This window comes from Streptomyces sp. NPDC025806, from assembly GCF_055558275.1.
This window is the reverse complement of sequence record NZ_JBVHMU010000034.1, coordinates 12,593-38,368: the sequence shown is the minus strand read 5'-3', so window position 1 is coordinate 38,368 and position 25,776 is coordinate 12,593. Positions and strand designations below refer to the sequence as shown.

Annotated in this window: 26 protein-coding genes; 16 read left to right on the top strand and 10 right to left on the bottom strand. The window is 73.3% G+C overall.

The annotated features are described in order from the left end of the window. Window positions 1–325: 325 nt before the first annotated feature. Entirely contained in the window at window positions 326–1,489 is a 1,164-nt protein-coding gene (locus ACZ4E1_RS38695; protein ID WP_467548454.1) for an acyl-CoA dehydrogenase family protein, read from the top strand. On the opposite strand, the gene ACZ4E1_RS38690 is transcribed toward ACZ4E1_RS38695, so the two are convergent. Further along, window positions 1,452–1,748, bottom strand: coding sequence for a hypothetical protein (locus tag ACZ4E1_RS38690; protein WP_467548452.1), 297 nt, complete (start codon window positions 1,746–1,748; stop codon window positions 1,452–1,454). The two genes, ACZ4E1_RS38695 and ACZ4E1_RS38690, sit on opposite strands and share 38 nt — an antisense overlap. 259 nt (window positions 1,749–2,007) lie before the next feature. Between ACZ4E1_RS38690 and ACZ4E1_RS38685 the strand changes: the two genes are divergently transcribed. Together ACZ4E1_RS38685 and ACZ4E1_RS38680 are read left to right on the top strand one after the other, a co-directional pair. Continuing rightward, a complete protein-coding gene (locus tag ACZ4E1_RS38685) occupies window positions 2,008–3,144 on the top strand; it encodes an Rv3169 family protein (RefSeq protein WP_467548450.1) in 1,137 nt (378 codons plus the stop codon). A gap of 75 nt (window positions 3,145–3,219) precedes the next feature. Continuing rightward, the gene (locus ACZ4E1_RS38680) at window positions 3,220–4,320 is read left to right on the top strand and encodes a phosphotransferase family protein (RefSeq protein ID WP_467548448.1); all 1,101 of its coding nucleotides are present in this window, start codon (window positions 3,220–3,222) and stop codon (window positions 4,318–4,320) included. A 7-nt stretch (window positions 4,321–4,327) separates the two neighbouring features. Here the strand turns inward: ACZ4E1_RS38680 and ACZ4E1_RS38675 are convergent, their stop codons facing one another. After that, a complete protein-coding gene (locus ACZ4E1_RS38675; RefSeq protein WP_467548447.1) occupies window positions 4,328–4,771 on the bottom strand; it encodes a hypothetical protein in 444 nt (147 codons plus the stop codon). A gap of 257 nt (window positions 4,772–5,028) precedes the next feature. On the opposite strand from ACZ4E1_RS38675, the gene ACZ4E1_RS38670 reads away from it, so the two are divergent. The 4 genes from ACZ4E1_RS38670 to fxsA all read left to right on the top strand — a co-directional run bounded on the left by ACZ4E1_RS38670 (window position 5,029) and on the right by fxsA (window position 9,043). Next, entirely contained in the window at window positions 5,029–5,469 is a 441-nt protein-coding gene (locus ACZ4E1_RS38670) for an Lrp/AsnC family transcriptional regulator (RefSeq protein ID WP_467548445.1), read from the top strand. Window positions 5,470–5,534: 65 nt separating this feature from the next. Continuing rightward, the gene (locus ACZ4E1_RS38665) at window positions 5,535–7,148 is read left to right on the top strand and encodes an amidohydrolase (protein WP_467548443.1); all 1,614 of its coding nucleotides are present in this window, start codon (window positions 5,535–5,537) and stop codon (window positions 7,146–7,148) included. A gap of 456 nt (window positions 7,149–7,604) precedes the next feature. Next, a complete protein-coding gene (locus ACZ4E1_RS38660) occupies window positions 7,605–8,378 on the top strand; it encodes a polyprenol monophosphomannose synthase (RefSeq protein WP_467548441.1) in 774 nt (257 codons plus the stop codon). Window positions 8,379–8,473: 95 nt separating this feature from the next. Continuing rightward, window positions 8,474–9,043 (top strand): FxsA family membrane protein, encoded by a 570-nt coding sequence (gene fxsA, locus ACZ4E1_RS38655; RefSeq protein ID WP_467548439.1) that lies wholly within the window; start codon window positions 8,474–8,476, stop codon window positions 9,041–9,043. Between the two features lie 58 nt (window positions 9,044–9,101). Here the strand turns inward: fxsA and ACZ4E1_RS38650 are convergent, their stop codons facing one another. Beyond that, window positions 9,102–10,064 carry an ArsR/SmtB family transcription factor gene (locus ACZ4E1_RS38650; RefSeq protein ID WP_467548437.1) on the bottom strand — a complete coding sequence of 321 codons (963 nt, stop codon included), beginning with the start codon at window positions 10,062–10,064 and terminating at the stop codon, window positions 9,102–9,104. 66 nt (window positions 10,065–10,130) lie between these two features. On the opposite strand from ACZ4E1_RS38650, the gene ACZ4E1_RS38645 reads away from it, so the two are divergent. Together ACZ4E1_RS38645 and ACZ4E1_RS38640 are read left to right on the top strand one after the other, a co-directional pair. Further along, window positions 10,131–10,604 (top strand): cupin domain-containing protein, encoded by a 474-nt coding sequence (locus ACZ4E1_RS38645; protein WP_467548435.1) that lies wholly within the window; start codon window positions 10,131–10,133, stop codon window positions 10,602–10,604. Between the two features lie 68 nt (window positions 10,605–10,672). Beyond that, a complete protein-coding gene (locus ACZ4E1_RS38640; RefSeq protein ID WP_467548433.1) occupies window positions 10,673–11,347 on the top strand; it encodes an SDR family NAD(P)-dependent oxidoreductase in 675 nt (224 codons plus the stop codon). Window positions 11,348–11,449: 102 nt separating this feature from the next. On the opposite strand, the gene ACZ4E1_RS38635 is transcribed toward ACZ4E1_RS38640, so the two are convergent. The 4 genes from ACZ4E1_RS38635 to yczE all read right to left on the bottom strand — a co-directional run bounded on the left by ACZ4E1_RS38635 (window position 11,450) and on the right by yczE (window position 14,900). Beyond that, window positions 11,450–11,824, bottom strand: coding sequence for an RNA polymerase-binding protein RbpA (locus tag ACZ4E1_RS38635; RefSeq protein ID WP_003977404.1), 375 nt, complete (start codon window positions 11,822–11,824; stop codon window positions 11,450–11,452). 254 nt (window positions 11,825–12,078) lie between these two features. After that, on the bottom strand, window positions 12,079–13,437 hold the full coding sequence (locus tag ACZ4E1_RS38630; RefSeq protein WP_467548431.1) for an MFS transporter: 1,359 nt from the start codon (window positions 13,435–13,437) through the stop codon (window positions 12,079–12,081). Window positions 13,438–13,482: 45 nt separating this feature from the next. Beyond that, entirely contained in the window at window positions 13,483–14,250 is a 768-nt protein-coding gene (locus ACZ4E1_RS38625; RefSeq protein WP_467548429.1) for a glycerophosphodiester phosphodiesterase, read from the bottom strand. After that, window positions 14,247–14,900, bottom strand: a complete 654-nt coding sequence (gene yczE / locus ACZ4E1_RS38620; RefSeq protein WP_467548427.1) for a membrane protein YczE — start codon at window positions 14,898–14,900, stop codon at window positions 14,247–14,249. The genes ACZ4E1_RS38625 and yczE overlap by 4 nt, the downstream gene beginning before the upstream one ends. A gap of 168 nt (window positions 14,901–15,068) precedes the next feature. Here yczE and ACZ4E1_RS38615 point away from each other — a divergent pair, with 168 nt between their 5' ends. Further along, window positions 15,069–16,568: an SCO1417 family PLP biosynthesis transcription factor gene (locus tag ACZ4E1_RS38615; protein ID WP_467548425.1), complete on the top strand. Its 1,500-nt coding sequence runs from the start codon at window positions 15,069–15,071 to the stop codon at window positions 16,566–16,568. A gap of 9 nt (window positions 16,569–16,577) precedes the next feature. Here ACZ4E1_RS38615 and ACZ4E1_RS38610 read toward each other — a convergent pair whose 3' ends face one another. Both ACZ4E1_RS38610 and ACZ4E1_RS38605 read right to left on the bottom strand, forming a co-directional pair. After that, a complete protein-coding gene (locus ACZ4E1_RS38610) occupies window positions 16,578–18,161 on the bottom strand; it encodes a hypothetical protein (protein ID WP_467548423.1) in 1,584 nt (527 codons plus the stop codon). Window positions 18,162–18,198: 37 nt separating this feature from the next. Continuing rightward, window positions 18,199–18,393 (bottom strand): hypothetical protein, encoded by a 195-nt coding sequence (locus ACZ4E1_RS38605; protein WP_188340084.1) that lies wholly within the window; start codon window positions 18,391–18,393, stop codon window positions 18,199–18,201. A gap of 269 nt (window positions 18,394–18,662) precedes the next feature. Between ACZ4E1_RS38605 and ACZ4E1_RS38600 the strand changes: the two genes are divergently transcribed. The 5 genes from ACZ4E1_RS38600 to ACZ4E1_RS38580 all read left to right on the top strand — a co-directional run bounded on the left by ACZ4E1_RS38600 (window position 18,663) and on the right by ACZ4E1_RS38580 (window position 24,091). Continuing rightward, window positions 18,663–19,055 carry an ankyrin repeat domain-containing protein gene (locus ACZ4E1_RS38600; RefSeq protein ID WP_188340085.1) on the top strand — a complete coding sequence of 131 codons (393 nt, stop codon included), beginning with the start codon at window positions 18,663–18,665 and terminating at the stop codon, window positions 19,053–19,055. A gap of 280 nt (window positions 19,056–19,335) precedes the next feature. Beyond that, a complete protein-coding gene (locus ACZ4E1_RS38595; RefSeq protein WP_467548420.1) occupies window positions 19,336–20,748 on the top strand; it encodes a HEAT repeat domain-containing protein in 1,413 nt (470 codons plus the stop codon). Window positions 20,749–20,901: 153 nt separating this feature from the next. Further along, window positions 20,902–22,026, top strand: coding sequence for a glycosyltransferase family 4 protein (locus ACZ4E1_RS38590; protein ID WP_399128635.1), 1,125 nt, complete (start codon window positions 20,902–20,904; stop codon window positions 22,024–22,026). Further along, a complete protein-coding gene (locus ACZ4E1_RS38585; protein ID WP_467548418.1) occupies window positions 22,023–23,225 on the top strand; it encodes a glycosyltransferase in 1,203 nt (400 codons plus the stop codon). The genes ACZ4E1_RS38590 and ACZ4E1_RS38585 overlap by 4 nt, the downstream gene beginning before the upstream one ends. Beyond that, window positions 23,222–24,091, top strand: coding sequence for an SGNH/GDSL hydrolase family protein (locus ACZ4E1_RS38580; RefSeq protein ID WP_467548416.1), 870 nt, complete (start codon window positions 23,222–23,224; stop codon window positions 24,089–24,091). The genes ACZ4E1_RS38585 and ACZ4E1_RS38580 overlap by 4 nt, the downstream gene beginning before the upstream one ends. Here ACZ4E1_RS38580 and ACZ4E1_RS38575 read toward each other — a convergent pair. Continuing rightward, window positions 24,088–24,843, bottom strand: coding sequence for a DUF1838 family protein (locus ACZ4E1_RS38575; RefSeq protein ID WP_467548414.1), 756 nt, complete (start codon window positions 24,841–24,843; stop codon window positions 24,088–24,090). The genes ACZ4E1_RS38580 and ACZ4E1_RS38575 overlap by 4 nt on opposite strands. A 155-nt stretch (window positions 24,844–24,998) precedes the next feature. Here ACZ4E1_RS38575 and ACZ4E1_RS38570 point away from each other — a divergent pair, with 155 nt between their 5' ends. After that, window positions 24,999–25,697: a GntR family transcriptional regulator gene (locus ACZ4E1_RS38570; protein ID WP_467548413.1), complete on the top strand. Its 699-nt coding sequence runs from the start codon at window positions 24,999–25,001 to the stop codon at window positions 25,695–25,697. Window positions 25,698–25,776 lie beyond the last annotated feature (79 nt).

Genomic DNA, 25,776 nt, shown 5'->3' with positions numbered 1-25,776 from the left:
CGTGGGGGAAGTGGTGCTGGACCTGCGGGCAGGACACTAGAAGGACTAGACCAGTGCGTCAATGGTCCGAACCAATCTGCCGGGTTTGTGACCCCTCGCCGCGCTGCGGCCTTGCGTGGTTCCGGTGGGCGCGAAAAACTTCCAGTAAGCGGTCGTTAACTAGTGACGCGGGCTTCCGGATCGGGAATACTCAACACGCCGCAACCGCTGGTCAGCCGCTTCTGAGACCCAGAACGGCAGCAGTGGTTCCGGTAGTGACCACCCCGGTGGCGCCGCCCAACCCAGCGGCCGTCACCGCAGCGCCCGCCCAGAGGAGAGCGTCGTTATGTCGGAGTCAGGAGTCGAGCGGCAGCTGCCGACGGACGAAGCCCGCGACCTGTTGCGGCTGGTCCGCGACATCGCCCAGCGGGAGATCGCCCCGCGCGCCGCCGAGGAGGAGGAAGCGGGGCAGTTCCCGCGCGACACCTTCGCCCTCCTGTCCTCGTCGGGACTGCTCGGCCTGCCCTACGACTCCGAGTTCGGAGGCGGCGACCAACCCTACGAGGTCTACCTCCAGGTCCTCGAAGAGCTTGCGGCGGCCCGCCTCACCGTGGGCCTCGGCGTCAGCGTGCACTCGCTGGCCTGCCACGCCCTGGCGAACTTCGGCACCAAGCAGCAGCGCTCGGAGCACCTGCCCGACATGCTCGGCGGCGGCCTGCTCGGCGCGTACTGCCTGTCCGAGCCGGCCTCCGGGTCCGACGCGGCGTCGCTGCGCACCAAGGCGGTCCGCGAGGGCGACGACTGGGTGCTCGACGGCACCAAGGCCTGGATCACCCACGGCGGCGTCGCCGACTTCTACACCGTCCTGGCCCGCAGCGGCGGTGAGGGTGCCCGGGGGATCACCGCGTACCTGGTGCCCGGTGACGCCGAGGGGCTGAGCGCCGCCGCACCGGAGAAGAAGATGGGCATGAAGGGCTCGCCCACCGCCCAGATCCACTTCGACGGGGTACGGATCCCCGACGCCCGCCGCATCGGGGACGAGGGGCAGGGCTTCCAGATCGCCCTGGCCGCGCTCGACTCCGGCCGGCTCGGCATCGCCGCCTGCGCGATCGGCGTCGCCCAGGCCGCGCTGGACGCCGCGGTCGAGTACGCGAAGGGGCGCTCGCAGTTCGGCCGGCCCATCGCCGACTTCCAGGGCCTGCGCTTCATGCTCGCCGACATGGCGACGCAGATCGAGGCGGGCCGCGCCCTGTACCTCGCGGCGGCCCGGCTGCGCGACGCCGGACTGCCGTTCTCCAAGCAGGCCGCCATGGCCAAGCTCCTGTGCACGGACGCGGCGATGAAGGTCACCACGGACGCCGTGCAGGTCTTCGGCGGGTACGGCTACACGGCCGACTTCCCGGTCGAGCGCTACATGCGCGAGGCGAAGGTGCTGCAGATCGTCGAGGGGACCAACCAGATCCAGCGGATGGTCATCGCTCGTCATCTCGCGGGTCCGGAGACCCGCTGAACTCCTCGCTGAACTCCCCGGTGCGCACGGTGGGCGCGGTCAGCCGCGCCCACTCCGGGTCCGGCCGCCCCGGCAGCGTCCGCCCGCGCTCGGTCCAGTCGGCGAGCAGCTGACGGTAGATCGGCGGGTCCTGCGGTTCGGGCGGCCCCGTCCGCGCCTTCCGGGGGGCCTGCTGCTGAACCGATTCTGCGCGGGCCGGGACGAGGGTGCGCCTACGGCGTCCGGTGGGCGCGGGGGCGACGGTCTGCGTCGGGGTCATGCCAGGTCAACGGCGGGGCGGCGGCGGAGTCACCTCCGACATCAATCGAGCGTGAGTTCGTGACATAACCGTGCGCGTGCCCGGTCCGAGGGGGAGGGCATGCGCACGGTGCACGCCTTCAGGGGCGCGGGGTCGCGCCCATGTGCGGCTGGTCCGCATCTGGTGCCCGCCCTGGATCTGACGTACCGTCATCTCCGCCGCCGGGCAGGCCGTACCCCTCCGGGCGACGTCAACTGCCGTGCGCCGGAGGAGAATTGCCGTGGCCGAAGACGACCGTCCCGTGGCTCTCGACGAGTACCCGATCCACCAGGCGCCGCTGTCGATGAAGCACGTCGCCACGAGCGACCGCAACGCCTACGACCGCTGCATCTTCCACCTCGTGGACCCCACGGGCGAGTTCCTGCTCATTCTCGGGCTCGGCGTCTACCCCAACCTGGGTGTCATCGACGCCTACGCCACCCTGCGCGTCGGCGACACCCTGCACGCCGTCCGCGCCTCGGACGCGCTGAGCGACGAGACCCGGATGGAGCTGAGCGTCGGACCGCTGCGGATCCAGGTCGAGCGGCCGCTCCACGACTTCGTCCTGACCTGCGCCGCGGACCCGGACGACCCCGACGGGCTCGCGTACGAGATCAACTGGAGCGCCGACTTCCCCGCCCTGTGGGAACCCCACCACCTCCAGCGCCGCGGCGGTCGCCTCACTCTGGAGGGCCGGCGCTTCGTGCAGGCCGGACACTGCGACGGCCGGCTGCGTATCGGAGGCCGCGACATCGACGTACGGGGCTGGACCGGCACCCGTGACCGCAGCTGGGGCGTGCGGCCGATCCCCGGCGAGGAAGGCGGCCGGCTCGCGCAGGAGAACCCCGCCGAAGGGTTCCACTGGATCTGGGCGCCCGTCCGCTTCGCCGACCGCTTCCTCATGGTCGTCCTCCAGGAGGACGCCGACGGCTTCCGCACCCTGAACGACGCCACCCTCGTGCGCCCGGGACACCGCGACCGCCAACTCGGCTGGCCCCAGGCCGACATCACCTACCGCCCCGGCACCCGCCACCCCGAGCAGGCCGTCATCCACCTCACCGACCCCGTCGACCGCAAACCCCTGGAGCTCGGCGTCGAGGTCCTCGCGTCCTCACCGCTCGCCGTCGGCGCGGGCTACCCGCCGGCCGACGACTGGCAGCACGGCACCTGGCAGGGCCGCGACTGGACCGACCGCCGCGCCTACGACCTCGCCGACCCCGCCGCGCACCCGCTCGCCGCCTACGGCGTCATCGACCACGCGGCCCGCTTCACCCTCGACGGCCAGGTGGGCCACGGCATCTTCGAGCACGGCAGCTTCGGACGGCACGACCCCAGCGGCTTCACCGGCTTCGACTCGACGGCCCCCGCCCGTCCCTGAGGTCCCGACCGTCCCTGAGCCCCGACCGGGCCGCACCGACATCTGAACACCGGTACACACAGAGGGAGTCCGGCCATGGCCACGGCACCGCGCCCCCGCACCTCCACCCGCGACCCCGAGGAGCTCGCCCGGCGGCTCGGCGCCTGGCTGGAGCGGCGGCTCCCCGGCGCCCGCCCGGTGAACGTCACCGTCCCCGAGTCCAACGGCATGTCGAGCGAGACCCTCCTCTTCGACATCGAGCAGCCGGGCCGGCCCGTGCGGCCGTGCGCCCTCAGGCTCGCCGCGGACCCGTCCGCGTACACGATCTTCCCCGAGTACGACATGCCGCGGCAGTACCGCACCATGCGGCTCGCCGCCCGCACCGGGCTGCCCGTGCCCGCCGTGCTCTGGCTGGAGGAGGACCCCGAACCGCTCGGCGCGCCCTTCTTCGTCATGGAGCGCGTCGCCGGCCGCGTACCGCCCGACGTCATGCCCTACACGTACGAGGGAAACTGGCTGCACGCCGCCACCGACGCCGAGCGGGAGGAACTGGAGGACGCCAGCGTCCGCCTGCTCGCCCGGCTGCACGACGGCATCCCCGCCAAGGAGGCCGATTTCCTCGAACTGCCCGGCGAGGGCAGCCCGCTGCGCCGCCACGTCGACGCCCAACGCGCCTACTACGCCTGGGTGGTGGACGGCCGGCCCCGCTCACCGCTGATCGAGAGCGCCTTCGACCGGCTCGCGCAGCTGTGGCCGGACGAGGAGGGCGAGGCGGTGCTCAACTGGGGCGACGCCCGCATCGGCAATGTCATCTACGACGGCTTCACCCCGGCCGCGGTCCTCGACTGGGAGATGGCGGCGCTCGCCCCGCGCGAGGTCGACCTCGGCTGGACGGTCTATCTGCACCGCTTCTTCCAGGACCTCACCGAGAGCTTCGGCCAGCCCGGACTGCCCGGCTTCCTGCGGCGCGACCGCGTCGAGGCCCGCTATGCGCGCCTGACCGGGCACACCCCGCGCGACATGGACTTCTACACGCTCTACGCGGCCCTGCGGCACGCCGTCGTCATGCTCCGCGTCGCCTACCGGCAGGTGCACTTCGGCGAGGCCGCCGTGCCCGCGGACCCGGACACACTGATCCTGCACCACGACAGTCTGCGGGCCATGGTGCAGGGCAGTTACTGGAACGGGCGGGACTGAGCGCGCGTCAGGCCGCGCGGCGGTCCCGCTGCCGCGGCACCTGGATCGGGCGCGAGCCGGGGCCGCCCACGTGCGAGAAGGGCTGCGTGCGCCAGTCGAGCCCCTGAGGGAGCGTCAACAGCAGCGCGGTGTCCTGCTCCTGAGTACCGCTCAGCTCGTCCGCCGGAGCCGCGTCCGCCGCCGCGCGACCGGTGCCCGCGCACACGGTGAGCCCGAACGGGTTCCACGCCGAGGTGACGTGCGCGTGCTCGGGCAGCACGTCCTCGTCGGCCAGAAGGGCGATGGGCTGCGAGCAGTCCGGGCAGATCACCCGGTACATCTCGAAGGTGTCGTACGCGTCGAGGTCGTCCCCGTCGAAGACGTCGGGTTCGACGCCCTCCGGCTGGGGCTCGACGACCGCCTGCTTGCGGCCGCGTGCGGCAGTGCGTCCAGGACGCTTCACACTCTGCATGGGAATCTCCCCCTCGGGTGGGCCGGCCGCGGATGTCCTTGAGTCGCGGGCCTCGGCCACAGCAAGCACTTCCCGCCCGGTACCCGGGGTAATCGCGCCATGCCCACGGACACGGCTCCAGGCGTGTGGTCTTGGTCACATGCCGTGTGGGCGTGCCGGATGCGAGGTAGGCGAGAGGCCCGCTTCACCCCTTTCCGGGCGCCTCGCCGCGTCGCTCCGGTATCCGGCGGGATCAAGTGACCGGTAGGTTCGTCGCCATGGAGGAGCTCGACCGACAGATTGTGCAGCTGCTCGTCAAGGACGGGCGGATGAGCTACACCGACCTGGGCAAGGCCACGGGCCTGTCCACCTCGGCGGTGCACCAGCGCGTGCGCCGGCTCGAACAGCGCGGCGTGATCCGGGGCTACGGGGCGATCGTGGACCCCGAGGCGGTCGGGCTTCCGCTCACGGCGTTCATCTCGGTGAAGCCGTTCGACCCGAGCGCCCCCGACGACATCGCGGAGCGCCTCGCCGGCGTCCCCGAGATCGAGGCCTGCCACAGCGTCGCCGGGGACGAGAACTACATCCTCAAGGTCCGCGTCGAGACCCCTCTGGACCTGGAGAACCTGCTCACCCGGGTCCGCTCCCTCGCCGGTGTCTCCACCCGCACCACGGTCGTCCTCTCCACCCCCTACGAGGCCCGTCCGCCCCGCATCTGACCCCGCACCCCGACATATGGGACCCCGGCACCGGAGCCGGGCACCCCGCGCGGGAGACTGTCCCCATGAGCACGCCCCCCAGCACCCGTACCGTCCTCCTGCGCCGCGGTGAGGTCCACAGTCCCGCCGATCCCTTCGCCACCGCCATGGTCGTGGAGGCCGGGCACGTCGCCTGGGTCGGCTCGGAAGGCGCGGCGGACGCGTTCGCGGACGGGGTCGACGAGGTCGTCGACCTCGACGGCGCGCTCGTCACCCCGGCGTTCACCGACGCCCATGTGCACATCACCTCGACCGGACTGGCCCTGACCGGTCTCGACCTGACCGGCGCCCGCTCCCGCACCGAGGCCCTCGCCCTCGTCCGGCGGCACGCGGACGACCACCCCGAGGACCGCGTGCTGCTCGGTCACGGCTGGGACGCCGCGCGCTGGCCCGAGGACCGCCCGCCCTCGCGCGGGGAGCTCGACGAGGCCACCGGCGGCCGCCCCCTGTACCTGTCCCGCATCGACGTGCACTCCGCCGTCGTCACCACCGCCCTGCTCGACCTGGTGCCCGGCATCGCGGACCGCCCCGGCTTCAGCCCCGACGGACCGCTCACCCGCGACGCCCACCACGCCGTCCGGGCCGCCGCCCTCGGCGCGGTCGGCTCCCGGCAGCGCACCGAGGCCCAGCGCGCCGCCCTGCGCCGGGCCGCCTCCCTCGGCATCGGCTCCGTCCACGAGTGCGGCGGCCCCGACATCTCCTCCGAGGACGACTTCACCGGGCTTCTCGACCTCGCCCGCTCCGAGCCGGGCCCGCGCGTCGTCGGCTACTGGGCCGACCGGGACATCGAGCGCGCCCGCGGCCTCGGCGCGCTCGGCGCCGCCGGCGACCTCTTCGTGGACGGCGCCCTCGGCTCGCACACGGCCTGCCTGCACGAGCCGTACGCCGACGCCGCCCACACCGGCACCGCCTACCTGAGCGCCGAGGACGTGGCCGCCCACGTCGTCGCCTGCACCGAGGCCGGACTCCAGGCCGGCTTCCACGCCATCGGCGACGCCGCGGTCACCGCCGTCGTCGACGGGGTGCGCGCCGCCGTCGACAAGGTGGGCCTCGCCCGCGTACGGGCCGCCCGGCACCGCGTCGAGCACGCCGAGATGCTCAGCCCCGAAAGCGTCGCCGCCTTCGCCGAGTTCGGCCTCACCGCTTCCGTGCAGCCCGCCTTCGACGCCCTGTGGGGCGGCGCGGACGGCATGTACGCCGACCGGCTCGGCGCCGAGCGCGCCCGCGCCCTCAACCCGTACGCGGCCCTGCTGCGGGCCGGTGTGCCGCTCGCCTTCGGCTCCGACAGCCCCGTCACCCCGCTGGACCCGTGGGGCACCATCCGCGCCGCCGCCTTCCACCGGACGCCCGAGCACCGGGTCTCCGTGCGCGCGGCCTTCACCGCGCACACCCGGGGTGGCTGGCGCGCCGTCGGCCGCGACGACGCGGGCATGCTCGTGCCCGGCGCCCCCGCCGACTACGCCGTCTGGCGCACCGACGAGCTGATCGTGCAGGCGCCCGACGACCGGGTGGCCCGCTGGTCCACCGACCCGCGCTCCGGCACGCCCGGCCTGCCCGACCTCACGCCGGGCGCCCAACTGCCGGTCTGCCTGCGGACGGTGGTCTCCGGCCAGACCGTCTTCGTACGGCCGGAAGAGTGATGTGCGCGGGCGGTGTGCGACCCGCTCCGGATCGGCACCGTCCCGCACGACCTGCGCATCCTCGGCCCTGACCAGGCGAGTTCGGGAAGAGCCGCAGGTCAATCGGCTGTTGACAGGACGCGGAGGTCGGCCGGTAGGTTCTGCCGGGTCCACCACCTCCAGGTACGACCGGGGAATTCCGCGCAGTCGTCGAACGCAGCTGGATCACGGGGTGGTGCGCCCACCGGCGCACCACCGGCGAGGCCCAGGCCCGGCGCCCGCGCCACGGGGCGCCGGAACGTTCCGGCCGGTCGGCCAGGTGTGACCCGGGTGGGGCCCGGGCGTTCAGTAGACAACGGCTCTCGGTCGATCCGCAGCCAGCGGGTCCCAGGTCGGCCCGAAGGACGCCCGGCCCCGATCCGCAGTGAAGCGCGCTCGCTATGGTGGTCCCCTTGTGAACGAAGTGAAGGGGAATCTGTGAACGACGGCGGTGGGCGCACGTTCGGCCCTCTGGGTACGGCCTTGGTGATCATTCCGACCTACAACGAGGCGGAGAACATCAAGACCGTCGTGGGCCGCGTCCGGGCCGCCGTGCCCGCGGCCCACGTGCTCGTCGCCGACGACAACAGCCCCGACGGGACCGGCAAGCTCGCCGACGAGCTCGCGGCCGACGACGATCAGGTCCACGTCCTGCACCGCACCGGCAAGGAGGGCCTCGGCGCCGCCTACCTCGCGGGCTTCGCCTGGGGCCTGGAGCACGACTACGGGGTCCTCGTCGAGATGGACGCGGACGGCTCGCACCAGCCCGAGGAACTGCCCCGGCTGCTCACCGCGCTCAAGGGCGCCGACCTCGTGCTCGGCTCGCGCTGGGTGCCCGGCGGGCGGGTCGTGAACTGGCCGAAGTCCCGCGAGTTCCTCTCGCGCGGCGGCTCCACGTACTCCCGGCTGGTGCTCGACGTGCCGATCCGGGACGTCACCGGAGGCTTCCGCGCCTTCCGCCGCGAGACCCTCGAAGGCCTCGGCCTCGACGACGTGGCCTCGCAGGGCTACTGCTTCCAGGTCGACCTGGCCCGACGGTCGATCAAGGCCGGCTATCACGTGGTCGAGGTGCCCATCACGTTCGTGGAGCGCGAGCTGGGCGACTCCAAGATGAGCAAGGACATCGTCGTGGAGGCCCTGTGGCGGGTCACGGCGTGGGGACTGGGGGAGCGCGTGGGCAAGGTGGTCGGGCGGCGCCCCCAGAGCCGCTGAAGAGCCGCTGAGTGCCTTCTGGGCCTTTCTTCGCGCTCGGCGATCTTGATCCCCCGCTTACGCCACTTGGACGCCGCCCCAGGCACACTGGGGGCATGACCACTGGCACTCCGCCCCGGCGCTCCCGGGTCCGCAGGTTCCTCCCGCTCGGCGTCGCGGCCTGGGCGGTCCTCGAGGTCTGGCTGCTCATGCTGGTGGCCGGGGCGGCCGGCGGTTTCACCGTCTTCCTGGTCCTCGTGGCCGGTCTCGTCCTCGGCGCCGTCGTGATCAAGGCGGCGGGCCGCCGCGCGTTCCAGAACCTGAGCGAGACGATCCAGCGCGCGCAGACGAACCCGGCGGCGGAGCCCGCCGAGCCGCGCTCACAGGGCAACGGGCTGCTGATGCTCGCCGGACTCCTCCTGATGATCCCCGGCCTGCTCACCGACGCCCTCGGCCTGCTGCTCCTCGTGCCCCCGGTGCGGGGCGCCCTGAGCCGGTACACGGAGCGGGCGGTGGAGCGCCGGATGAGCACGGCGGCCGAGGGCACGCTGGGCAGCGCCTTCCAGCAGGCGCGGATGCGTCAGCCGGGCACGACCGTGATCCAGGGCGAGGTGGTCCGCGAGGACGAGCGCCCGGGCGCCCATCGCGACGACTCGGAGCCGCGCCCGCCGATCATGCCGTCCTGAGACGCGCACCTTCAGGCCGGGCGCGAGCGGGCTTCGAGCGCAGCGGCTCCCCGACCTGTCATGACCGCGAAGAGGCCGCGTCAAGGAGAGCACGTCCGGCCTGGGTGAGCTCGTGCGTGGCCGTGCGACCGGCCCGGCTGCTGTCGATCAACCCGGCGTCCCGCAGGATGGCCAGGTGTTCGCTGGCCGTCGGGGGAGTGACGCTCACCAGCCTGGCCACGACGGTCGTCTGCAGCGGAGTGGCGAGCGCGGCCAGGATCCTCGATCGAGTCACCCCCAGAAGCCGGTCGAGCGACCTCGGAGTGGGAGGCGCCGCCCAGAGGTACCGCCCGGATGCCGGGTAATAGATCGCCGGTGTCCAGTGGTCCGAGGTGGTGCACTGCATCCGGTCGGTGATGAACAGCGACGGAACGAGAATGAGTCCCTCAGGGCAGTCGACGTCGACGTCGACGGTCTTCTCGACGGTGATGGTGTCGCCCTCGCACGCAGCGGAAGGGTGCAGGCGCGGAAGGACCGCGCGCAACCCCTCGCGGTTGACCTGGAGGGCCCGGTCCAGCATCTCGGCACGCAACGCCTGCCGCATGGACGGCCATTCCGGTTCGACCACTGCCTTCCAGAGGCGGCGCAGCGCAGCGGCGGCCTCGGACCTGGCTCGATCGGGGTCGTCGAGCAATCGGCGGCCTATTTCTGCCCCGCGCCCCCTCGTGGCGTCGACCAGCTCGGCGTACGTCTGGTCCGCCGGCGCGGCGAGGAGGGCATCCAGGCCTTCCTCGAACGTCGGCTCACTGGACATCGGCGAGGGGTCGAGGAAGTCGGGTCGATACGCGCCGTCGGCCATGAAGACCGTGAGCGCACTCAGGTCCGGGAGCGAGAGACGGTGGCGGCGACGGCGGAGCCACGGGTGGAACATCGGGTGACGCTGCGGTTCGGTCAGGAGCTGGGCAAGACTGACCACTTCGTGCATCGGCGACATCGCCCACCGCACGCTCGCGGCGCCGACGCCCAATCGGTAGCGGATCACTCCACCATTGTTAGGCCACCGCCGAAGTGAGAGCGGGCAGAAGGGCGAAGCGCAGAGACTCGGGTCATGACCGACACGGAGTCGCTCGCCGGGTGTTCCGAGGAGCCCGAGCGAGCCCAAAAGACGCGGACGATCCGGCTGGGCGCCGGCGGATCGACCATCGAAGTCCTCGCGGGTCCGGCGGAGACCAGCGGGAACGTGAGCCTCTACCGGTGGCGCATGTCGCCCTCCAGCCGGGGACCTGCCCCGCACTTTCACACGACCTTCAGCGAGACCTTCATCGTCGAAGAAGGTGAAGTCGACTACTTCGACGGGCAGGCCTGGCGCACACTGCTGCCCGGCGACACCGCGCATGCCGCGGTGGGTGACGTCCACGCTCTCCGGAAGGAGCGCGCCGAACGCGCCACCCTCCTGATGGCACTCTCGCCAGGGGTCCCGCGTGAGGAGTACTTCGCACAGCTCGCCACGGTGAACGAGTGTGACCTGAGCCGACTTCACGAAGCCCACGACAACCATTTCGTCGACGACCACGGGCGGTGAGGGCACCGGCCGCGCTCACCCTGGCCTGATCCACCCTTTCCCCACGGCTTCCCAGCAAAGGATTCACTGTGCCCAGCATCGCCATCGTCGGAGCCGGACCCGGTATGGGCCTGGCCGTCGCCCGTACCTTCGGCTCCCAAGGCTTCGACGTCGCTCTCATCGCCCGCAACCGCGACAAGCTCGACGACCTGGTCGGCCGGCTCGACGCCGAAGGCATCACCGCCGCCGCGTTCCCCGCGGACGTACTCGACCATGACGCACTCACCCAGGCGCTCAAGGACGCCGCCACCCGCTTCGGCGGCATCGACGTCCTGGAGTACTCCCCGGGCGGGAGCCTCGAATCCACGCCGCTCACCGCTCCGTCCGAGACCGACCCGTCCGATGTGCAGTGGGCGATGGACTTCCTCCTCTACGGGGCCATCGCCGCCACACGGGCCGTGCTGCCCGTCATGCGCGAGGCCGGCGCCGGCACCCTGCTCTACACCAACGGAGCCGGCTCGGTCGACCCCCGTCCGATGCTCGGCAACCTCAACGCCGCCCAGGCCGCGCTGCGCAACTGGGTGCTCGGCCTGCACAAGGAACTGGCCGACACCGGCGTCCAGGCCGCGCACGTCGCGATCGGCGTGTGGATCGGCACGGACGGCCCGCCCGGAGTGCCGGCGGCCTCGGCCGAGGAGGTCGCCCCCCTCTACTGGGACCTGCACACGCGGCGCGACGAGGTCGAACGCGTCTTCACTGTGTGACGCCTCGGGGTGCAGGCGCACGCGGAAACGGCCTGGGGCCGGACACACGGTGTGTGTCCGGCCCCAGGCCGTTGAACGAACTGCTTGCGGGATCCCGCAGGGTCACGCGGACTTGCGGCTGTCCCTCGGGTGAACCGCGATGTTCATCGCGCCCGAGCGCAGCACCGCCAAGCGCTCCTCGAGGACCTCTTCGAGCTCCTCGCGGGTGCGCCGCTCCATCAGCATGTCCCAATGCGTGCGGGCGGGCTTCGCCTTCTTCTCCTCAGGGCCGTCACCGTCGACCAGAAGTGCCTGGGCCCCGCAGACCTTGCACTCCCACTCCGGCGGAATTTCGGCCTCCACCGAGAAGGGCATCTCAAAGCGATGCCCCTTCTCGCATGCGTACTCCACGGCCTGGCGCGGGGCCAGGTCGATGCCGCGGTCCGTCTCGTAGCTGGTCACCACGAGGCGTGTGCCGCGAAGAGCTCGCTCACTCATGAATCGTGCCTCCCGGGCTTGTCGCCCACAGGACAGGTGTCGCTGTCGTCGTCATCCGGTCAACGTCCGGTCGGCGGTAAAGATTCCCGTTCCGGGTCATGCGTCGCCGTCGTAGCCGCCCCTTGTTGTACCCACCTGCGCCCGGTTTGTCACATCTGACACCAGATGTCACCTAGCGTTTGTCAGACTTGACGTGCAGTAACGGTACGCCTGGCAGGCCAACCGCGTACACTACCGGCCTTTGCCGCCCGGCGCTAAATCCTGCTGGGTACAGGATTGCCCGCGTCGCGCACGGCCTGCCGCATCGGCACCCGCGCGAGCAGGACGAACCCGAGCGCGAAGAACGCCACCAGGGACACGATCGCGTCCCGGTAGCTGCCCGTCAGCTGGTAGGCGAGCCCGAACACCAGGGGGCCCAGCCAGGACATGCCCCGGTCGCTCATCTCGTACGCGGAGAAGTACTCGGCCTCCTTGCCCGCCGGCACCAGGTGCGAGAACAGGGAGCGCGACAGGGCCTGCGTGCCGCCCAGGACCAGGCCGATCCCGACCGCGAGTGCGAAGAACCACACGGGTGCGGCCGCCGGGAGGAAGTAGCCCGCGCCGATCGTCACCGTCCACGCCACGAGCGAGCCCAGAATTGTGCGCTTGCCGCCGTACCTGCGGGCCAGCCGGCCCATCGCGAGGGCGCCCGCCACGGCCAGGACCTGCACGAGCAGCACCGCCACGATGAGCGTGGACTGCTCCAGCCCCAGCTCCTCGGAGCCGTAGACGGAGGCCTGCGAGATCACCGTCTGCACGCCGTCGTTGTAGACCAGATAGGCGAGCAGGAAGGACAGCGTCAGAGGATGGCGGCGCATGTCCTTCACCGTGGCCTTCAACTGGCGCAGCCCCGGTACCGTGCGCGCGGGCGCGTCCGCCGCGGCGCCCCGGTCACGCAGACGGCGCAGCGGGACCAAGGTGAAAGCGCCCCACCACAGTCCCGCCGTGGCCAGGCAGATCCGTACCGCCGCCGACTCCGAGACACCGAAGGCGTCGTGGTTCAGGTACAGCACCAGATCGAGCACGAGCACGAGCGCGCCCGAGGCGTAGCCGAAGGCCCACCCGCGCGTGGAGACCGCGTCGCGCTCCTCCGGGGGCGCGATCTGCGGCAGGTAGGCGTTGTAGAGCACCATCGAGACGGCGAGCGAGGCGTTCGCCACCACCAGGAGGGCGCCGCCCAGCAGATAGCGGTGGCCGTCCAGGAAGAACATCCCGGTCGTCGCCGCCGCTCCCGTGTACGCGGAGACCGCGAGCAGCGGCTTCTTGCGGCCCGAACGGTCGGCGGCCGCGCCCGCCAGCGGCATCACGAAGATCGAGAGGATCACCGAGAGCGAGACGGAGTAGGCGAAGAACGAGCCCGCGCGGACGGGGATCCCGAGCGGATGCACATAGCCGTCGGCGTCCGCCGCGGCCTTGGCGACCGCGGTGAGATACGGCCCCAGGAACACCGTCAGGACGCTGGTGGAGTACACCGAGCAGGCCCAGTCGTAGAAGTACCAGCCGCGCTGTTCGCGCCGGCGTGCGGCGGGCGCCTCGGCGCCCGTCCCCGTGTCCCGCACGGTCTCGGTCCCCACCCGTGCCCCCCTCGCAGTCCCCGTGTTCCCGGAGCGCCGCCGGCGTCAGGCCCAGGTGCCCAGGTCCTTCAGGACGTCGCGCAGCGTCTCGATGTGATCGGAAACTATGCCATCGACCCCGAGCGCGAGAAGGCGTCGCATCTCGCTCTCCTCGTTCACCGTCCACACGTGCACCGCCAGCCCGCGCGCGTGGGCCGCACGGACGAAGCGCCGGTCCACCACGCGCACCCCGTACTGCGCGACCGGCACCTGCGCGCACACCGCCGCGCGGTCCAGCGGCGCCGGTATCCCGTAGGAGCGCAGCCGCAGGCCCGCGATGCCCGCGGTGCCGTACGAGGTGGCCAGGCGGGGGCCCGCCAGGGTGCGGGCGCGGGCGACGCGGGACTCCGAGAAGGAGCCGACGCAGACGCGGTCCCACGCGCGCGTGCGCGCGATCAGGTCGAGGAGCGGGGCCAGCGCGGGCTCCGCCTTCACGTCCACGTTCCAGCGGACGTCGGGGAAGGTCTCCAGGAGTTCCTCGAAGAGCGGTACCGGCTCATGGCCCGCCACGCGCGCGTGGCGCACGTCGTCCCACGGCAGCTTCGCGATCCGGCCGTGCCCGTCGGTCACCCGGTCCAGCGTCGCGTCGTGGAACGCGACGAGCCGCCCGTCGGCGGTGGCGTGCACATCCGTCTCGATGTAGCGGTAGCCGAGGTCGACGGCGCGGCGGAACGCGGCGACCGTGTTCTCCAGGCCGTCCGCCGCCCCGCCGCGATGGGCGAGGGCGAGCGGGCCGGGGTGGTCGAGATAGGGATGGCGTACGGGCGCGGTCACTTGCGCAGTATCGCCCGAACGGATGACGAGCCGGCGACCACTCCGGAACCGCCGGGGGACGTGGGGCCGGCGAAGACGCGCAGGAAGAACTGGGCCAGCGGGCCGATCGCCAGGGCGTAGGCGACCGTGCCGACGCCGATCGTGCCGCCCAGGGCGAAGCCCGTCACGACGACGGTGATCTCGACGACCGTGCGCATCAGGCGGATCGAGCGGCCGGTGCGCCGGTGCAGGCCCGTCATCAGGCCGTCGCGCGGGCCGGGGCCGAACCGGGCCGCGATGTAGAGGCCCGTCGCCACGCCGTTCAGCACGATCGCGGCCACGAGGAGCGGGATCCGCAGCGCGAGGGCGTGCACGTCGGGCACCAGCGCGAGTGTGCCGTCGATGGCCAGGCCCACCACGAAGACGTTCGAGACCGTGCCGAGGCCGGGCCGCTGGCGCAGCGGCACCCAGAGCAGCAGCACGATCGCGCCGACGATGATGGAGATGACGCCGATGGAGATGCCGGTCAGTTCGGTCAGCCCCTGGTGCAGCACGCCCCACGGCTCCAGGCCGAGCCCCGCCTCCACGAGCAGCGCCGAGCTGACGCCGTACAGGACCAGGCCCACGTAGAGCTGGACGAGTCGGCGGACCAGTGAGCCGCCGGACGACACGGAAGAACCGGAAGAACCGGAGGAACCCGAAGAAGCGGGAGTGCCGGGAGTGCCGGGAGTGCCGGACAAGAAGTGCCCCCTGTAGTGGTGGTGGACTGGCTCATGACACTCTGTGGCTCGGAAGTGGATGCCAACCATGGCCAATTCCGGGAAGGTGGACTGGACGTCATGGCCCAGTGGACTTCGGCGATCGGGTCGGCCCAGCTCGCCCGCCTGCTCACCTCGCAACAGCCGAGGCCGGCCGGCACCGGCACCAAGCGCCCGCCCGCCTATCGCGCCCTCGCCGACGGCATCCGGCTGCTCCTGCTGGAGGGCCGGGTCACCGTGGCCACCCGGTTGCCCGCCGAGCGCGAGCTCGCCGCCGCGCTCTCGGTGAGCCGCACGACCGTGGCCGCCGCCTACGAGGCGCTGCGCGGCGAAGGCTTCCTGGAGTCCCGCAGGGGAGCCGGCAGCTGGACCGCCGTGCCCGCGGGCAACCCGCTGCCCGCGCGCGGCCTGGAGCCGCTGCCCCCGGAGGCCCTCGGCTCGATGATCGACCTGGGCACCGCGGCCCTGCCCGCCCCCGAACCGTGGCTCACCCGCGCCGTCCAGGGCGCCCTGGAGGAGCTGCCCCCGTACGCGCACACGCACGGCGACTACCCGGCCGGGCTGCCCGCGCTCCGCTCGATGATCGCCGACCGCTACACGGCGCACGGCATCCCGACCATGCCCGAGCAGATCATGGTCACCACCGGCGCGATGGGCGCCATGGACGCGATCTGCCACCTGTTCGCGGGCCGCGGCGAACGTGTCGCCGTCGAGTCGCCCTCGTACGCGAACATCCTGCAGCTCATGAAGGAGGCCGGCCTGCGGCTCGTGCCCGTCGCCATGGCGGACGGGCTCGGCGGCTGGGACCTCGACCGGTGGCGCCAGGTCCTGCGCGACGCCGCCCCGCGCCTCGCCTACGTGGTGGCCGACTTCCACAACCCCACCGGGGCGCTCGCCGACGAGGAGCGGCGCCGCTCCCTGGTGGACGCCGCCCGGTCGGCCGGCACCGTGCTCGTCGTCGACGAGACCATGACCGAGCTGTACTTCGACCCGGAGCTGGAGATGCCGCGCCGGGTGTGCGCCTTCGATCCGGCGGGCTCCACGGTGATCACGGTCGGCTCCGCCAGCAAGGCGTTCTGGGCGGGCATGCGCATCGGCTGGGTGCGGGCGGCCCCGGACGTCATCCGCAGCCTCGTCGCCGCGCGCGCCTACGCGGACCTGGGCACCCCGGTCCTGGAACAGCTGGCCGTGAACTGGCTGATGCACACCGGGGGCTGGGAGGAGGCCGTCGAGCTGCGCCGCGGCCAGGCCCGGGAGAACCGGGACGCTCTGGTGGCGGCCGTGCGCCGGGAGCTGCCCGACTGGGAGTTCGACGTGCCCGACGGAGGACTCACGCTCTGGGTGAAGGCCGGCGGCCTGTCGGGCTCACGCCTGGCCGCGCTGGGGGAGCGGGTCGGGGTGCGGGTGCCGTCGGGGCCCCGGTTCGGGGTCGACGGCGCCTTCGAGGGGTACGTACGGCTGCCGTTCACGGTCGGCGGGGCGGTGGCCGACGAGGCGGCGCTCAGGCTCGCGGCGGCGGCCCGGCTGGTCCGCGACGGTCAGGGCGCGGGCGGGGACGTGCCGCGCACCCTGATCGCCTAGCGGCTTTCTCTAGCGCTCGGCCAGGGCCTCGGCCTCGTCCGCGGTGCTGGGCTCTGGCACTGCCTCGACGGCGCTGTCGCCGGGTGTGACCCGTTCCGGCAGCAGCGCGAGAACCGCCTGCCGGTGCGTCTCGCTCGTCGACTCGTCGTACGGGTCCGAGGTGGCCGGCACCTGGAGGCGGTGGACCGGGCCCGTGCCGAGACGGGCGTACCCGCGGCCGGCCGGGACGTCGTCCGCGGGCGTGGTTCGCGGCAGCGTGCCGAGGACCTCGCGCATCTCCTCGTCGCAGGCCGGGCCGAGCAGCACGCGCGCGCGGGTGTGCTGCCGCACGGGCTCGCTCAGGGCGTCGAGGCTGTCGAGCTGCTCCGCGACCACCACCGTGACCCCGGCAGCCCGGCCGTGGCGCAGCGGGACCTGGAGCAGCGTCTGCGGGTCCGTGCGTCCGTCGGCCGCCGCGAGGTGCCCGAGGGCGCCGGGGCGGTCGAGCAGGATCCACAGCGGGCGCCGCACGTCGTCCGGCACCGGGTGACCGGCCTGCCGCGCCCGGTTCGCCGCGATGAGCCGGCGCTCCGTCTCGTGCGCGGCCCATTCGAGGCTGGCGAGCGCGCCCGCGAGGCCGCACTCCACCGCGAGCACCCCGGCGCGCCCGACCAGGCACGCGTAGTCGCCGGTGCCGCCGCCCTCGACGACCAGCACGTCGCCGTGGCGCAGCGCCTGGAGCGCCACGGAGCGCATTAGGGAGGTGGTGCCGCTGCCGGGCCGGCCGGCGATCAGCAGGTGCGGCTCGGTGGAGCGCGGCCCGGTGCGCCAGACGACGGGCGGCACGTCGTGCTGCTCGTCGCCGTCCATGACGGGCAGCGTGCGCTGCACGGCGGTCCCGTCGGTGAAGCCGAGCACCGTCTCGCCGGGGGACGTGACGAAGCGCTGGGCGGCGATCGTGGTGGTGAGCGGGGCGAGGACGGTCACCGTGAGGTGGTTGGCCTCCTCGTCCCACTGGAAGTGGTACTCACGGCCGCGGCCCAGCTTCGCGTGGAGCAGCTGCTCGATCCGGGCGCGGGACTCCGCCTCGCCGTCCGTGAAGTAGGCGGGGTAGCGGATCGAGAGCCGGTCGAAGCGACCGTCCCCGTCGAAGTCGTACGTCTCGAAGGCCTGCTCCCAGGCGCCGCCGTGGGCGTACAGGGGGCTCGGGTCCTCGGGGACCGAGAAGTACGGGACGAGTGCCTCGTAGACCGCGCTCAGGCGCTGCACCTGCGAGGCGTCGGGGCCGGTCTGCACCGGCGGCTTCGGGTCGCGGCCCTTCCAGCCGGCGGCCGCCATGAGCGCGATGAGCGCGAGCAGCGGCCCGTACGGGATGAACACCACGACCAGGATCACGGCCCCCACCAGGAACAGCAGCGGTCCGCGCTTGTCCTTGGGGGTCTCGACCCACTTGCGCCGCCCGGCGGCTGCCAGCCGGCGCAGTCCACGGGTGACCGTGATGAGGGGATGGAGGACGTCGGTGGCGCCGTCGGCGGCCGTCCGTGCCATTTCCCGGCTCCGGGCGATCGAGGCGCTGCCGGTGCTCAGAATGCGGGGGAGTGGACGCCTGGCCACGTCGGTCTCCTGAAGGTGAGTGCGGGTGGGTGGGCCGTCAGAACTTGATCCCGCCGAGCAGGCTGGCGAGGCTCTGCCCGCCCGCCTTGATGCTCGGGGCGATGGCCGTGCCCGCCAGGTAGAAGCCGAAGAGGGCGCAGACGAACGCGTGTGAGGCCTTCAGTCCGTCCTTGCGGAAGAACAGGAAGACGATGATGCCGAGCAGCACGACGCCCGAGATGGACAGGATCATGAGGGATCTCCTGGTTGGTGGGGACAGTCACCATGAGTACTTCCAGGCTCACAGCATGTATCTATACGACAAAAGGTGCAAACGGGTGGAAATTTATTCATTTCACCCGTTCGATGCCTCGGGGGGTGAGACGGGACCGGGGTGTGGGGACTGGTTGATCTTTGCCTCGACGGGGTCGGGTCATGTGCCCGGACGGGCAGTACCCTGGCGATTCACCCGTACGGCCGCAGGGCCGTACCAGGCACGAATGACGAAAGGCGGTCCGGCAGATGAGCGAAGCCCCCGACCCCGAGGTCGTGGAGCTGGCCGGCAAGATCTTCGACCTCGCGCGCCGCGGTGACGCCGACGCGCTCGCGAAGTACGTGGACGCGGGCGTTCCGGCGAACCTGACGAACGACCGGGGCGACACGCTCGTCATGCTCGCCGCCTATCACGGGCACGAGGACGCCGTACGGGCCCTCGTCGCGCGCGGCGCCGATGTGAACCGCGCCAACGACAAGGGCCAGACCCCGCTCGCGGGCGCCGTCTTCAAGGGCGCCGACGCCGTGATCCGGGCTCTCCTGGACGGCGGCGCCGACCCCGCCGCCGGCACTCCTTCGGCCCTCGACACGGCCCGGATGTTCGGTAAGGCGGAGCTCCTGGAGCTGTTCGGAGCGTCCTGACGCACCGGCTTTGACCAGGCACGACGGGGGTGCAGGAAATGTGGTCGCGGTGGGTGGAACCGCTGGGTCATGATGACGGCGTGATTTACGGACGCGACGGCGGGGCAGGTGGTGCCCACGTGCCGCGCGGCCCGTAACCGGCCCGGTTCCGGGCCTTGGACGAGAGGCAGAGAGATGGTCTACAGCAAGCAAGAGACGGCGGGCGCTCCGACGTGTTGTCGCGTGACCAGGTAGTTGCAGGTTCCCGGTTGCGTCGACGCTTGATGTGAGGCTGTTTCCCATGTTCGAACCGGTCATAGCGCCCAGCGGTACGCTGCTCGGCCTGCTGCAGAGGGGCCGCGGCGACGGCACCCTGCACGCGCTGACGGCACCGCGGGACGAGGCGCTCGCGGCTCTCAATCACTGTGTGCTGAGCGATCCACGCCACGACTGGCAGGTGGAGAACCGCTCGCTCTACTACGCCCGTCTCTACCTCGACCTCCACGGCGAGCTCGGGGAGATCGAGCGACACCTCTTCGACCCCGAGGACCTCGTCGACACCGACGAGTCCCGCACGGGGCTCGCCCTCGCCGTCCTCGGCCACCTCGCCTCCTACGGCAGGTGGGACGCCCTCGAACTGCTCCGCAGGTACGCGGCGTTCGGCGGCAACTGGACGTGGGCGCTCGACGAGCTCGCCCTGCGGGACGACGATGCGGGCCTGCGCGCCCTCGCCCTGCCCGTCCTCGCGCGCTTCCCCGAGCACGCCGAGGCCGAGCTCGTGACCGCCGTGCGCGACGCCTTCGAGCCACGGCCCTGGCGGCTGTGGGCCGACGACCCGCGCCCAGAGGTCGGCGCCCGCGTGCGGGCCGCCCAGGAGGCCGGCTCCTTCGACCGCTGGCAGCGCCAGATGCGGCCCGCCGGACCCCGCCCCGGGTGGAGCGTCCAGGCCGTCTTCGACTGGGCGCAGGAAGGCCTCGAGCGCGGCGCACTGCTCCATGTGCCCGCCGCCCGCTGCCTGACCGCCGTCGCCGGGCCCGAGGACCGGCCCGAGATCGTGCGGGCCGCGCTCCACGGCCACGACGGCGCCCGCTGCACCGCCCTGCGCTACCTCGCCGACGCGCACGATCCCGAGGTGCTCGACCTCGTCGCCGCCGCCGTGGAGAGCCCCTCCCGCACGGTGGTGGACGCCGCCCTCGACGCCTTCGAACGGATGCGCAGCGTCGCCGCCGTCGAGCGCGCCCGGCAGTGGGCCCGCCGGCCCGACGCCCTCGGCGCCGCCGCCGGCCGCGTCCTCGCCTGCAGAGGCGCCGCCCAGGACGGCGAGCTCGTCCTGTGGGCCCTGCGCGAGGCCGTCCGCGCCAACGGCTACGACGCCCCCACCCTCTGGCCCCTCGTCGACGGGGCGGGCCGTCTCGGCATCGCCTGCGCCGCCCCCGTGCTGCGCCACGTCTACCGCGAGACGGGCTCCTCCCAGCTGCGCGGCCGCGCCGCCCGCGCCCTCGCCGCCACCGACCCCTCCTTCGCCGCCGGCTTCGCCGTCGAATGCCTGTGGGACTGCGAGGAGTCCACCCGCGAGATCGCCGCACGGCACGCCGAGACCGGCGACGCCCGCGTCGTCGACCAGCTGCGCCGCCTCGCCGCCGACCCGGCCGAGGAGGCCGAGGTGCAGACCGCCGTACGCAGCCGCATCGGCCCCGACGCACCGGCCCTGTGAGCCGCTGAGACACGGGAGGTGGCCCGCCGGTCGGGGGGCCGCCTCCTGGCGTTTCCCGGAGCGTTCCCCGGGCCGCGCAACGCTCACGGGACGTTCCCCGCCAGGAAAGATCCACGTCGACGCGACCACGTCCGGCCCGGCGACAACACCCGTATGCGTGTCGTCATCGTGACCGAGTCCTTCCCTCCCGACCTCAACGGTGTGGCGCACTGCGCCCTGCAGACCGCACGGCACCTCGCCGCCCGCGGACACGACCCCCTCGTCGTCGCCCCGGCCACCGCCGCCGGGCCCGAGGCGGACGCCGGAGCCCCCTGCCCCGTCGTCCGCGTCCCGTCCCTCCCGCTGCCCGGCTACCCGCAGGTCCGCGTCGCCCTCCCCAGCCGCCGCATCGCCCAGGCCCTGGTCGCGCACCGGGCCGAACTCGTCCACCTGGCCGGACCGTTCGTGCTCGGCGTGCGCGGCATGGCCGCCGCCGCCCGCCACCGCGTCCCCGCCGTCGCCGTCTACCAGACCGACCTCGCCGGCTACGCCCGTACGTACATGGGCGCGGGGGAGGGCACCGCGTGGCGGCGCCTGCGCAGCGTGCACGCCGCCGCCGACCGCACCCTGGCCCCCTCCAGCGCCGCCCGGCGCGACCTGGAGGCCCACGGCGTGCCCCGCGTGCGGCTGTGGCCGCGCGGCGTCGACTCCGTGCGCTTCCGGCCCGAGCGGCGTGACCCGGCACTGCGGGCCGCGCTCGCCCCCGGCGGGGAACTGCTCGTCGGCTACGTGGGCCGGCTCGCCCCCGAGAAGCAGGTCGAACTCCTCGCCCGCACCTGCGCCCTCGACGGCGTACGGGTCGTCGTCGTGGGCGACGGGCCGAGCGAGACCCCGCTGCGCGCCGCCCTGCCCGGCGCCGTCTTCCTCGGCCGCCGCACCGGCGACGAACTCGCCCGCCTCTTCGCCTCGTTGGACGTCTTCGTGCACACCGGCCCCTACGAGACCTTCTGCCAGACCGTCCAGGAGGCCATGGCCTCCGGCGTCCCGGTCGTCGCCCCGGCCGCCGGCGGGCCCCTCGACCTCGTCCGGCACGGCCGCACCGGACTCCTCGTACCGCCCGGGGACGCCGACGCCGTGCGCGACGCCGTGTGGTCCCTCGCCGCCGACCCCGCCCTGCGCGCCGCCTACGGGAGCGCGGGCCGGGCCGCCGTCGCCGGACGCACCTGGGAGGCCGTCGGCGACCAGCTCGTCGAGCACTACGCCGAAGTGCTCCACGCCCGCGCGGCGGTGGCGGCATGAGCGGCGCCCTGCGGATCGTCCGCCTCGCCAACTTCGTCGCCCCCGCCTCGGGCGGCCTGCGCACCGCGCTGCGCGAACTGGGCGCCGGATACCGGGCCGCCGGACACGAGCCCGTCCTCGTCGTCCCCGGCGAGCGCCACACGGACCGGGACACCGCACAGGGCCGCGTGATCACCCTGCCCGGCCCCCTGCTGCCCGGCACCGGCGGCTACCGCGTCCTGACCGACCGGCGGCGCACCGCCCGCCTCCTCGCCGGTCTGCGCCCGGACCGCCTGGAGGTGTCCGACCGCACGACCCTGCGCTGGACCGGTGAATGGGCCCGCCGCGCGCGCGTGCCCGCCGTCATGGTCTCCCACGAGACCGCGCACGGCGTGCTGCGCACCTGGGGACTGCCCGAACCCGCCGCGCGCCGCGCCGCCGACGCGCTCAACTCCCGTACGGCGCACGCCTACGCGCGCGTGGTGTGCACGACCGAGTGGGCCGAGCGGGAGTTCGTCCGGATCGGCGCGCGCAACGTCGTGCGGGCCCCCCTCGGCGTCGACCTCGTCCACTGCCGGCCCGAACGACACGACGCCGGGGTCCGGGCCCGGTACGCGCGCGAGGACGAGATCCTCCTGGTGCTGTGCACCCGGCTGTCCGTCGAGAAACGCCCCGGCGTCGCGCTCGACGCGCTGGCCGCACTGGGGAGCGCCGGGGTCCCCGCCCGGCTGGTCGTCGCGGGCGACGGTCCGCTGCGCGCCCGGCTCGAACAGCGCGCCGCGGCCGGGCGCCTGTCCGTCACGTTCCTCGGGCACCTCGCCGACCGGGCCGCCCTCGCCGCGCTCCAGGCGAGCGCCGACGTCTGCCTGGCGCCGGGTCCCGCCGAGACCTTCGGCCTCGCCGCCCTGGAGGCCCTCGCCTGCGGCACCCCGGTCGTCGTCAGCGCCTCCTCCGCCCTCCCGGAGGTGGTCGGCCCGGCGGGCGCCGCCGCGGCCGACCACGGGGCCGCGTTCGCGGCGGCGGTGCGCGAGGTGCTCGGACGCCCCGCGCGGGGGCGCAGGGCGGCGGCCCGCGCGCGTGCGGAGTCCTTCGGCTGGGACGCCGCGGTGGCCGCGTTCCTGGCCGCGCACGACGCGCCGGTGCGGGGCGCCGGATCGGTACCCGAGGTGATCAGGCCCGCGCGGCGTCCGGCCGACGTCCCCGAGCGGAGGGCGGCGTGAAGGCCCTGCGGTACGTGGCGCTCGGCGACTCGCTCACCGAAGGCATCGGTGACCCCGTCGACGGCGGCCGACGGGGGTGGGCGGCGCTGCTCGCCGCGGGACTCGCGCCCGGCGAACGGCCCGTCGTATTCCGCAACCTCGCCTCCAGCGGCGCCCAGACCGGCGACGTGCTCACCCGGCAGCTGCCCGCCGCGCTGGCCTTCGCCCCCGACCTCGCCTCCGTGGTCGTCGGCGTCAACGACACCCTGCGCCGCACCTTCGACGTCCACGCCGTGGCCGCCCGGCTCGACACCGTCTACGGGGCGTTCGGCGCGCGCGGCACGATCGTGCTCACCGCCTGTCTGCCCGACCCGGGGGCCCTGCTCGGGCTCCCCGGCGCCCTGGCCCGCCCGCTGGCGCGCCGCCAGGACGCGGTGAACTCCGTGGTCCACGCCCTCTCCGAGCGTCACGGAGCGCTCCATTTGCACGCCTGCGACGCCGACTGGGTCGCCGACCGGGCCCTGTGGAGCGCGGACCGGCTGCACCCGGGGGAGCGCGGCCACCGGCTGCTCGCCGCCCGCGCGCACACGGTGCTGGCCGCCGCCGGGGTCGCCCGCGGACCCGCGCCGGACCTCGCGCCCGAGCGGCCCGCGCCGTCCCGAGCGGCCGGCCTGTGGTGGCTGGCCACCGCGGGCACCGGCTGGGTCGCCCGGCGCTGCACCGACCTGCTCCCGAACCTGCTGGCCCTCGCCGCCGACGAGGTACGGCACGGGGTGCGTGGGACCGGCGCGCGGCTCGACGTGCGCGCCTCGGCCGCGGTCGCCTCCGCGCTGTCGTCCCTGACCGTCGGTGCCGGGCCCGAGCCTCCTCGGGTGCGGGCCGGCTAGCCCTGCTCGGGCGGGTGGAGCCGGCGGAAGTACGTCCAGCTGGTCTCGTTCGGCTCGCTCCATGCCTCCGGGGCGCGGGCGAACTCCGGGTGCCGCGCGGCCACGTACGCGCGCGTGCGCTCGGGAACCTCCTCGTACGCGCCGAGTTTGCGGCCCAGGCAGTGGAAGGTCAGGCCGCCCGGCCGCTGCCCCCGCTCCATCCAGGGCAGCCACGGGGACTGCCGGGTCCACGACATGGTCGCCGGGACGCCCGGCGCGGACCCGGCCAGATCCCCGTGGTCGGCGAAGAACTGGAAGAGCTCCAGGGCCCGGTAGGTGTCGCCGGACGAGTGGACCGGATAGTCGGCCACGGGCAGCGGCGAGGGGTAGGCGAGCGGGATCTCCAGGCTGAAGCAGACCTGCGCGCCCAGTTCCGTCGTCGGGACCGGGAAGGGGCGCCACCTCTGGTTCGCCGGATCGTTCCAGACGTGCACCACCGGAAGGCCGCGCCACGTCTCCAGGATCTCGCGGGTGGCGGGATCCAGGTAGAAGGCGGCTTCGCGAGACAGCAACTGGTAGGCGTCCGGCCCCTGTTCGGGGTCCTCCACCAGGCGTGCCACATTGAACCCCTCGAAGCCGAAGAGACGCTCGTACGGCTCGTCCGGGGCCCAGGAGTACACGTCCCCCGACCACCAGTAGGTGACCTCCGCGCCGTCGAGCGAGGCCCGGGTGCGGGCGAAGGAGCGGAGCCGGTCCGCGGGTGTCGTCGTCATGATCGGTACTCTGCGCGAGCGGCGCCCGCCCCGCCGCATCCTTTGGGCCCTTTTTATGGGTCTCTTCCGGACACGGCTCCTTCCGGGCGAATATCGTTCAACGATCCTGCGATACGCGTGTTGTCTCGTTCCTGGATCTGCGCTTGAATGCGCCCGTGGCCACGGAAGAACTGCACGCACTCGCGGACGACCGCGCGCTGCTGGGACGCACCAGCACCGCGGAGCGCGTCGCCGACATCCTCCGGAGCCGGATCGCGGAGGGCTTCTTCCTGCCCGGCACCCGGCTCTCCGAGGACAGCATCGGCGGCGCCCTCGGCGTCTCGCGCAACACCCTGCGCGAGTCCTTCCGCCTGCTCACCCACGAGCGCCTGCTCGAACACCGGCTCAACCGCGGCGTGTTCGTCCGGGTCCTCAGCGTCGACGACGTCCAGGACATCTACCGCACCCGCAGCATGATCGAGTGCGCCGTCGTCCGCGCGCTCGGACAGCCGCCCTACGCCCTCGACCGCGTCGCCGCCGCCGTCGCCGAAGGGCAGCGCGGCGCGAAGAAGCGCGAGTGGAAGGTCGTCTCCACCGCCAACATCCACTTCCACCAGGAACTCGTCGCCCTCGCCGGCAGCGAGCGCACCGACGAGCTGATGCGCAGTGTCCTCGCCGAACTGCGCCTCGCCTTCCACGTCGTCGACGACCCGCGCCGCCTCCACGAGCCCTACCTCGTGCGCAACCAGGAGATCCTCGACACCCTCGCCGAGGGCCGCCGGGACGCCGCGGAGAAGCTGCTCGCCGACTACCTCGACGACTCCCGCGACGGCCTGGTCGAGGCCTACACCCAGCGCCTGCCGCACGACGTGTAGCCCGCCGCGCACCGCCCGCGGAGGCCGCTCGCCGGCCCAGGGCATTAGCGCCGTTTCGACCGTTGTCAGAGCCAGCGCC

Coding starts and splice junctions, on each gene's coding strand:
- ACZ4E1_RS38695 (WP_467548454.1), top strand. CDS start 326: ATGTCGGAGTCAGGAGTCGAGCGGCAGCTGCCGACGGACGAAGCCCGC.
- ACZ4E1_RS38690 (WP_467548452.1), bottom strand. CDS start 1,748: ATGACCCCGACGCAGACCGTCGCCCCCGCGCCCACCGGACGCCGTAGG.
- ACZ4E1_RS38680 (WP_467548448.1), top strand. CDS start 3,220: ATGGCCACGGCACCGCGCCCCCGCACCTCCACCCGCGACCCCGAGGAG.
- ACZ4E1_RS38675 (WP_467548447.1), bottom strand. CDS start 4,771: ATGCAGAGTGTGAAGCGTCCTGGACGCACTGCCGCACGCGGCCGCAAG.
- ACZ4E1_RS38670 (WP_467548445.1), top strand. CDS start 5,029: ATGGAGGAGCTCGACCGACAGATTGTGCAGCTGCTCGTCAAGGACGGG.
- ACZ4E1_RS38665 (WP_467548443.1), top strand. CDS start 5,535: ATGAGCACGCCCCCCAGCACCCGTACCGTCCTCCTGCGCCGCGGTGAG.
- fxsA (WP_467548439.1), top strand. CDS start 8,474: ATGACCACTGGCACTCCGCCCCGGCGCTCCCGGGTCCGCAGGTTCCTC.
- ACZ4E1_RS38645 (WP_467548435.1), top strand. CDS start 10,131: ATGACCGACACGGAGTCGCTCGCCGGGTGTTCCGAGGAGCCCGAGCGA.
- ACZ4E1_RS38635 (WP_003977404.1), bottom strand. CDS start 11,824: ATGAGTGAGCGAGCTCTTCGCGGCACACGCCTCGTGGTGACCAGCTAC.
- ACZ4E1_RS38615 (WP_467548425.1), top strand. CDS start 15,069: ATGGCCCAGTGGACTTCGGCGATCGGGTCGGCCCAGCTCGCCCGCCTG.
- ACZ4E1_RS38605 (WP_188340084.1), bottom strand. CDS start 18,393: ATGATCCTGTCCATCTCGGGCGTCGTGCTGCTCGGCATCATCGTCTTC.
- ACZ4E1_RS38600 (WP_188340085.1), top strand. CDS start 18,663: ATGAGCGAAGCCCCCGACCCCGAGGTCGTGGAGCTGGCCGGCAAGATC.
- ACZ4E1_RS38595 (WP_467548420.1), top strand. CDS start 19,336: ATGTTCGAACCGGTCATAGCGCCCAGCGGTACGCTGCTCGGCCTGCTG.
- ACZ4E1_RS38590 (WP_399128635.1), top strand. CDS start 20,902: ATGCGTGTCGTCATCGTGACCGAGTCCTTCCCTCCCGACCTCAACGGT.
- ACZ4E1_RS38585 (WP_467548418.1), top strand. CDS start 22,023: ATGAGCGGCGCCCTGCGGATCGTCCGCCTCGCCAACTTCGTCGCCCCC.
- ACZ4E1_RS38575 (WP_467548414.1), bottom strand. CDS start 24,843: ATGACGACGACACCCGCGGACCGGCTCCGCTCCTTCGCCCGCACCCGG.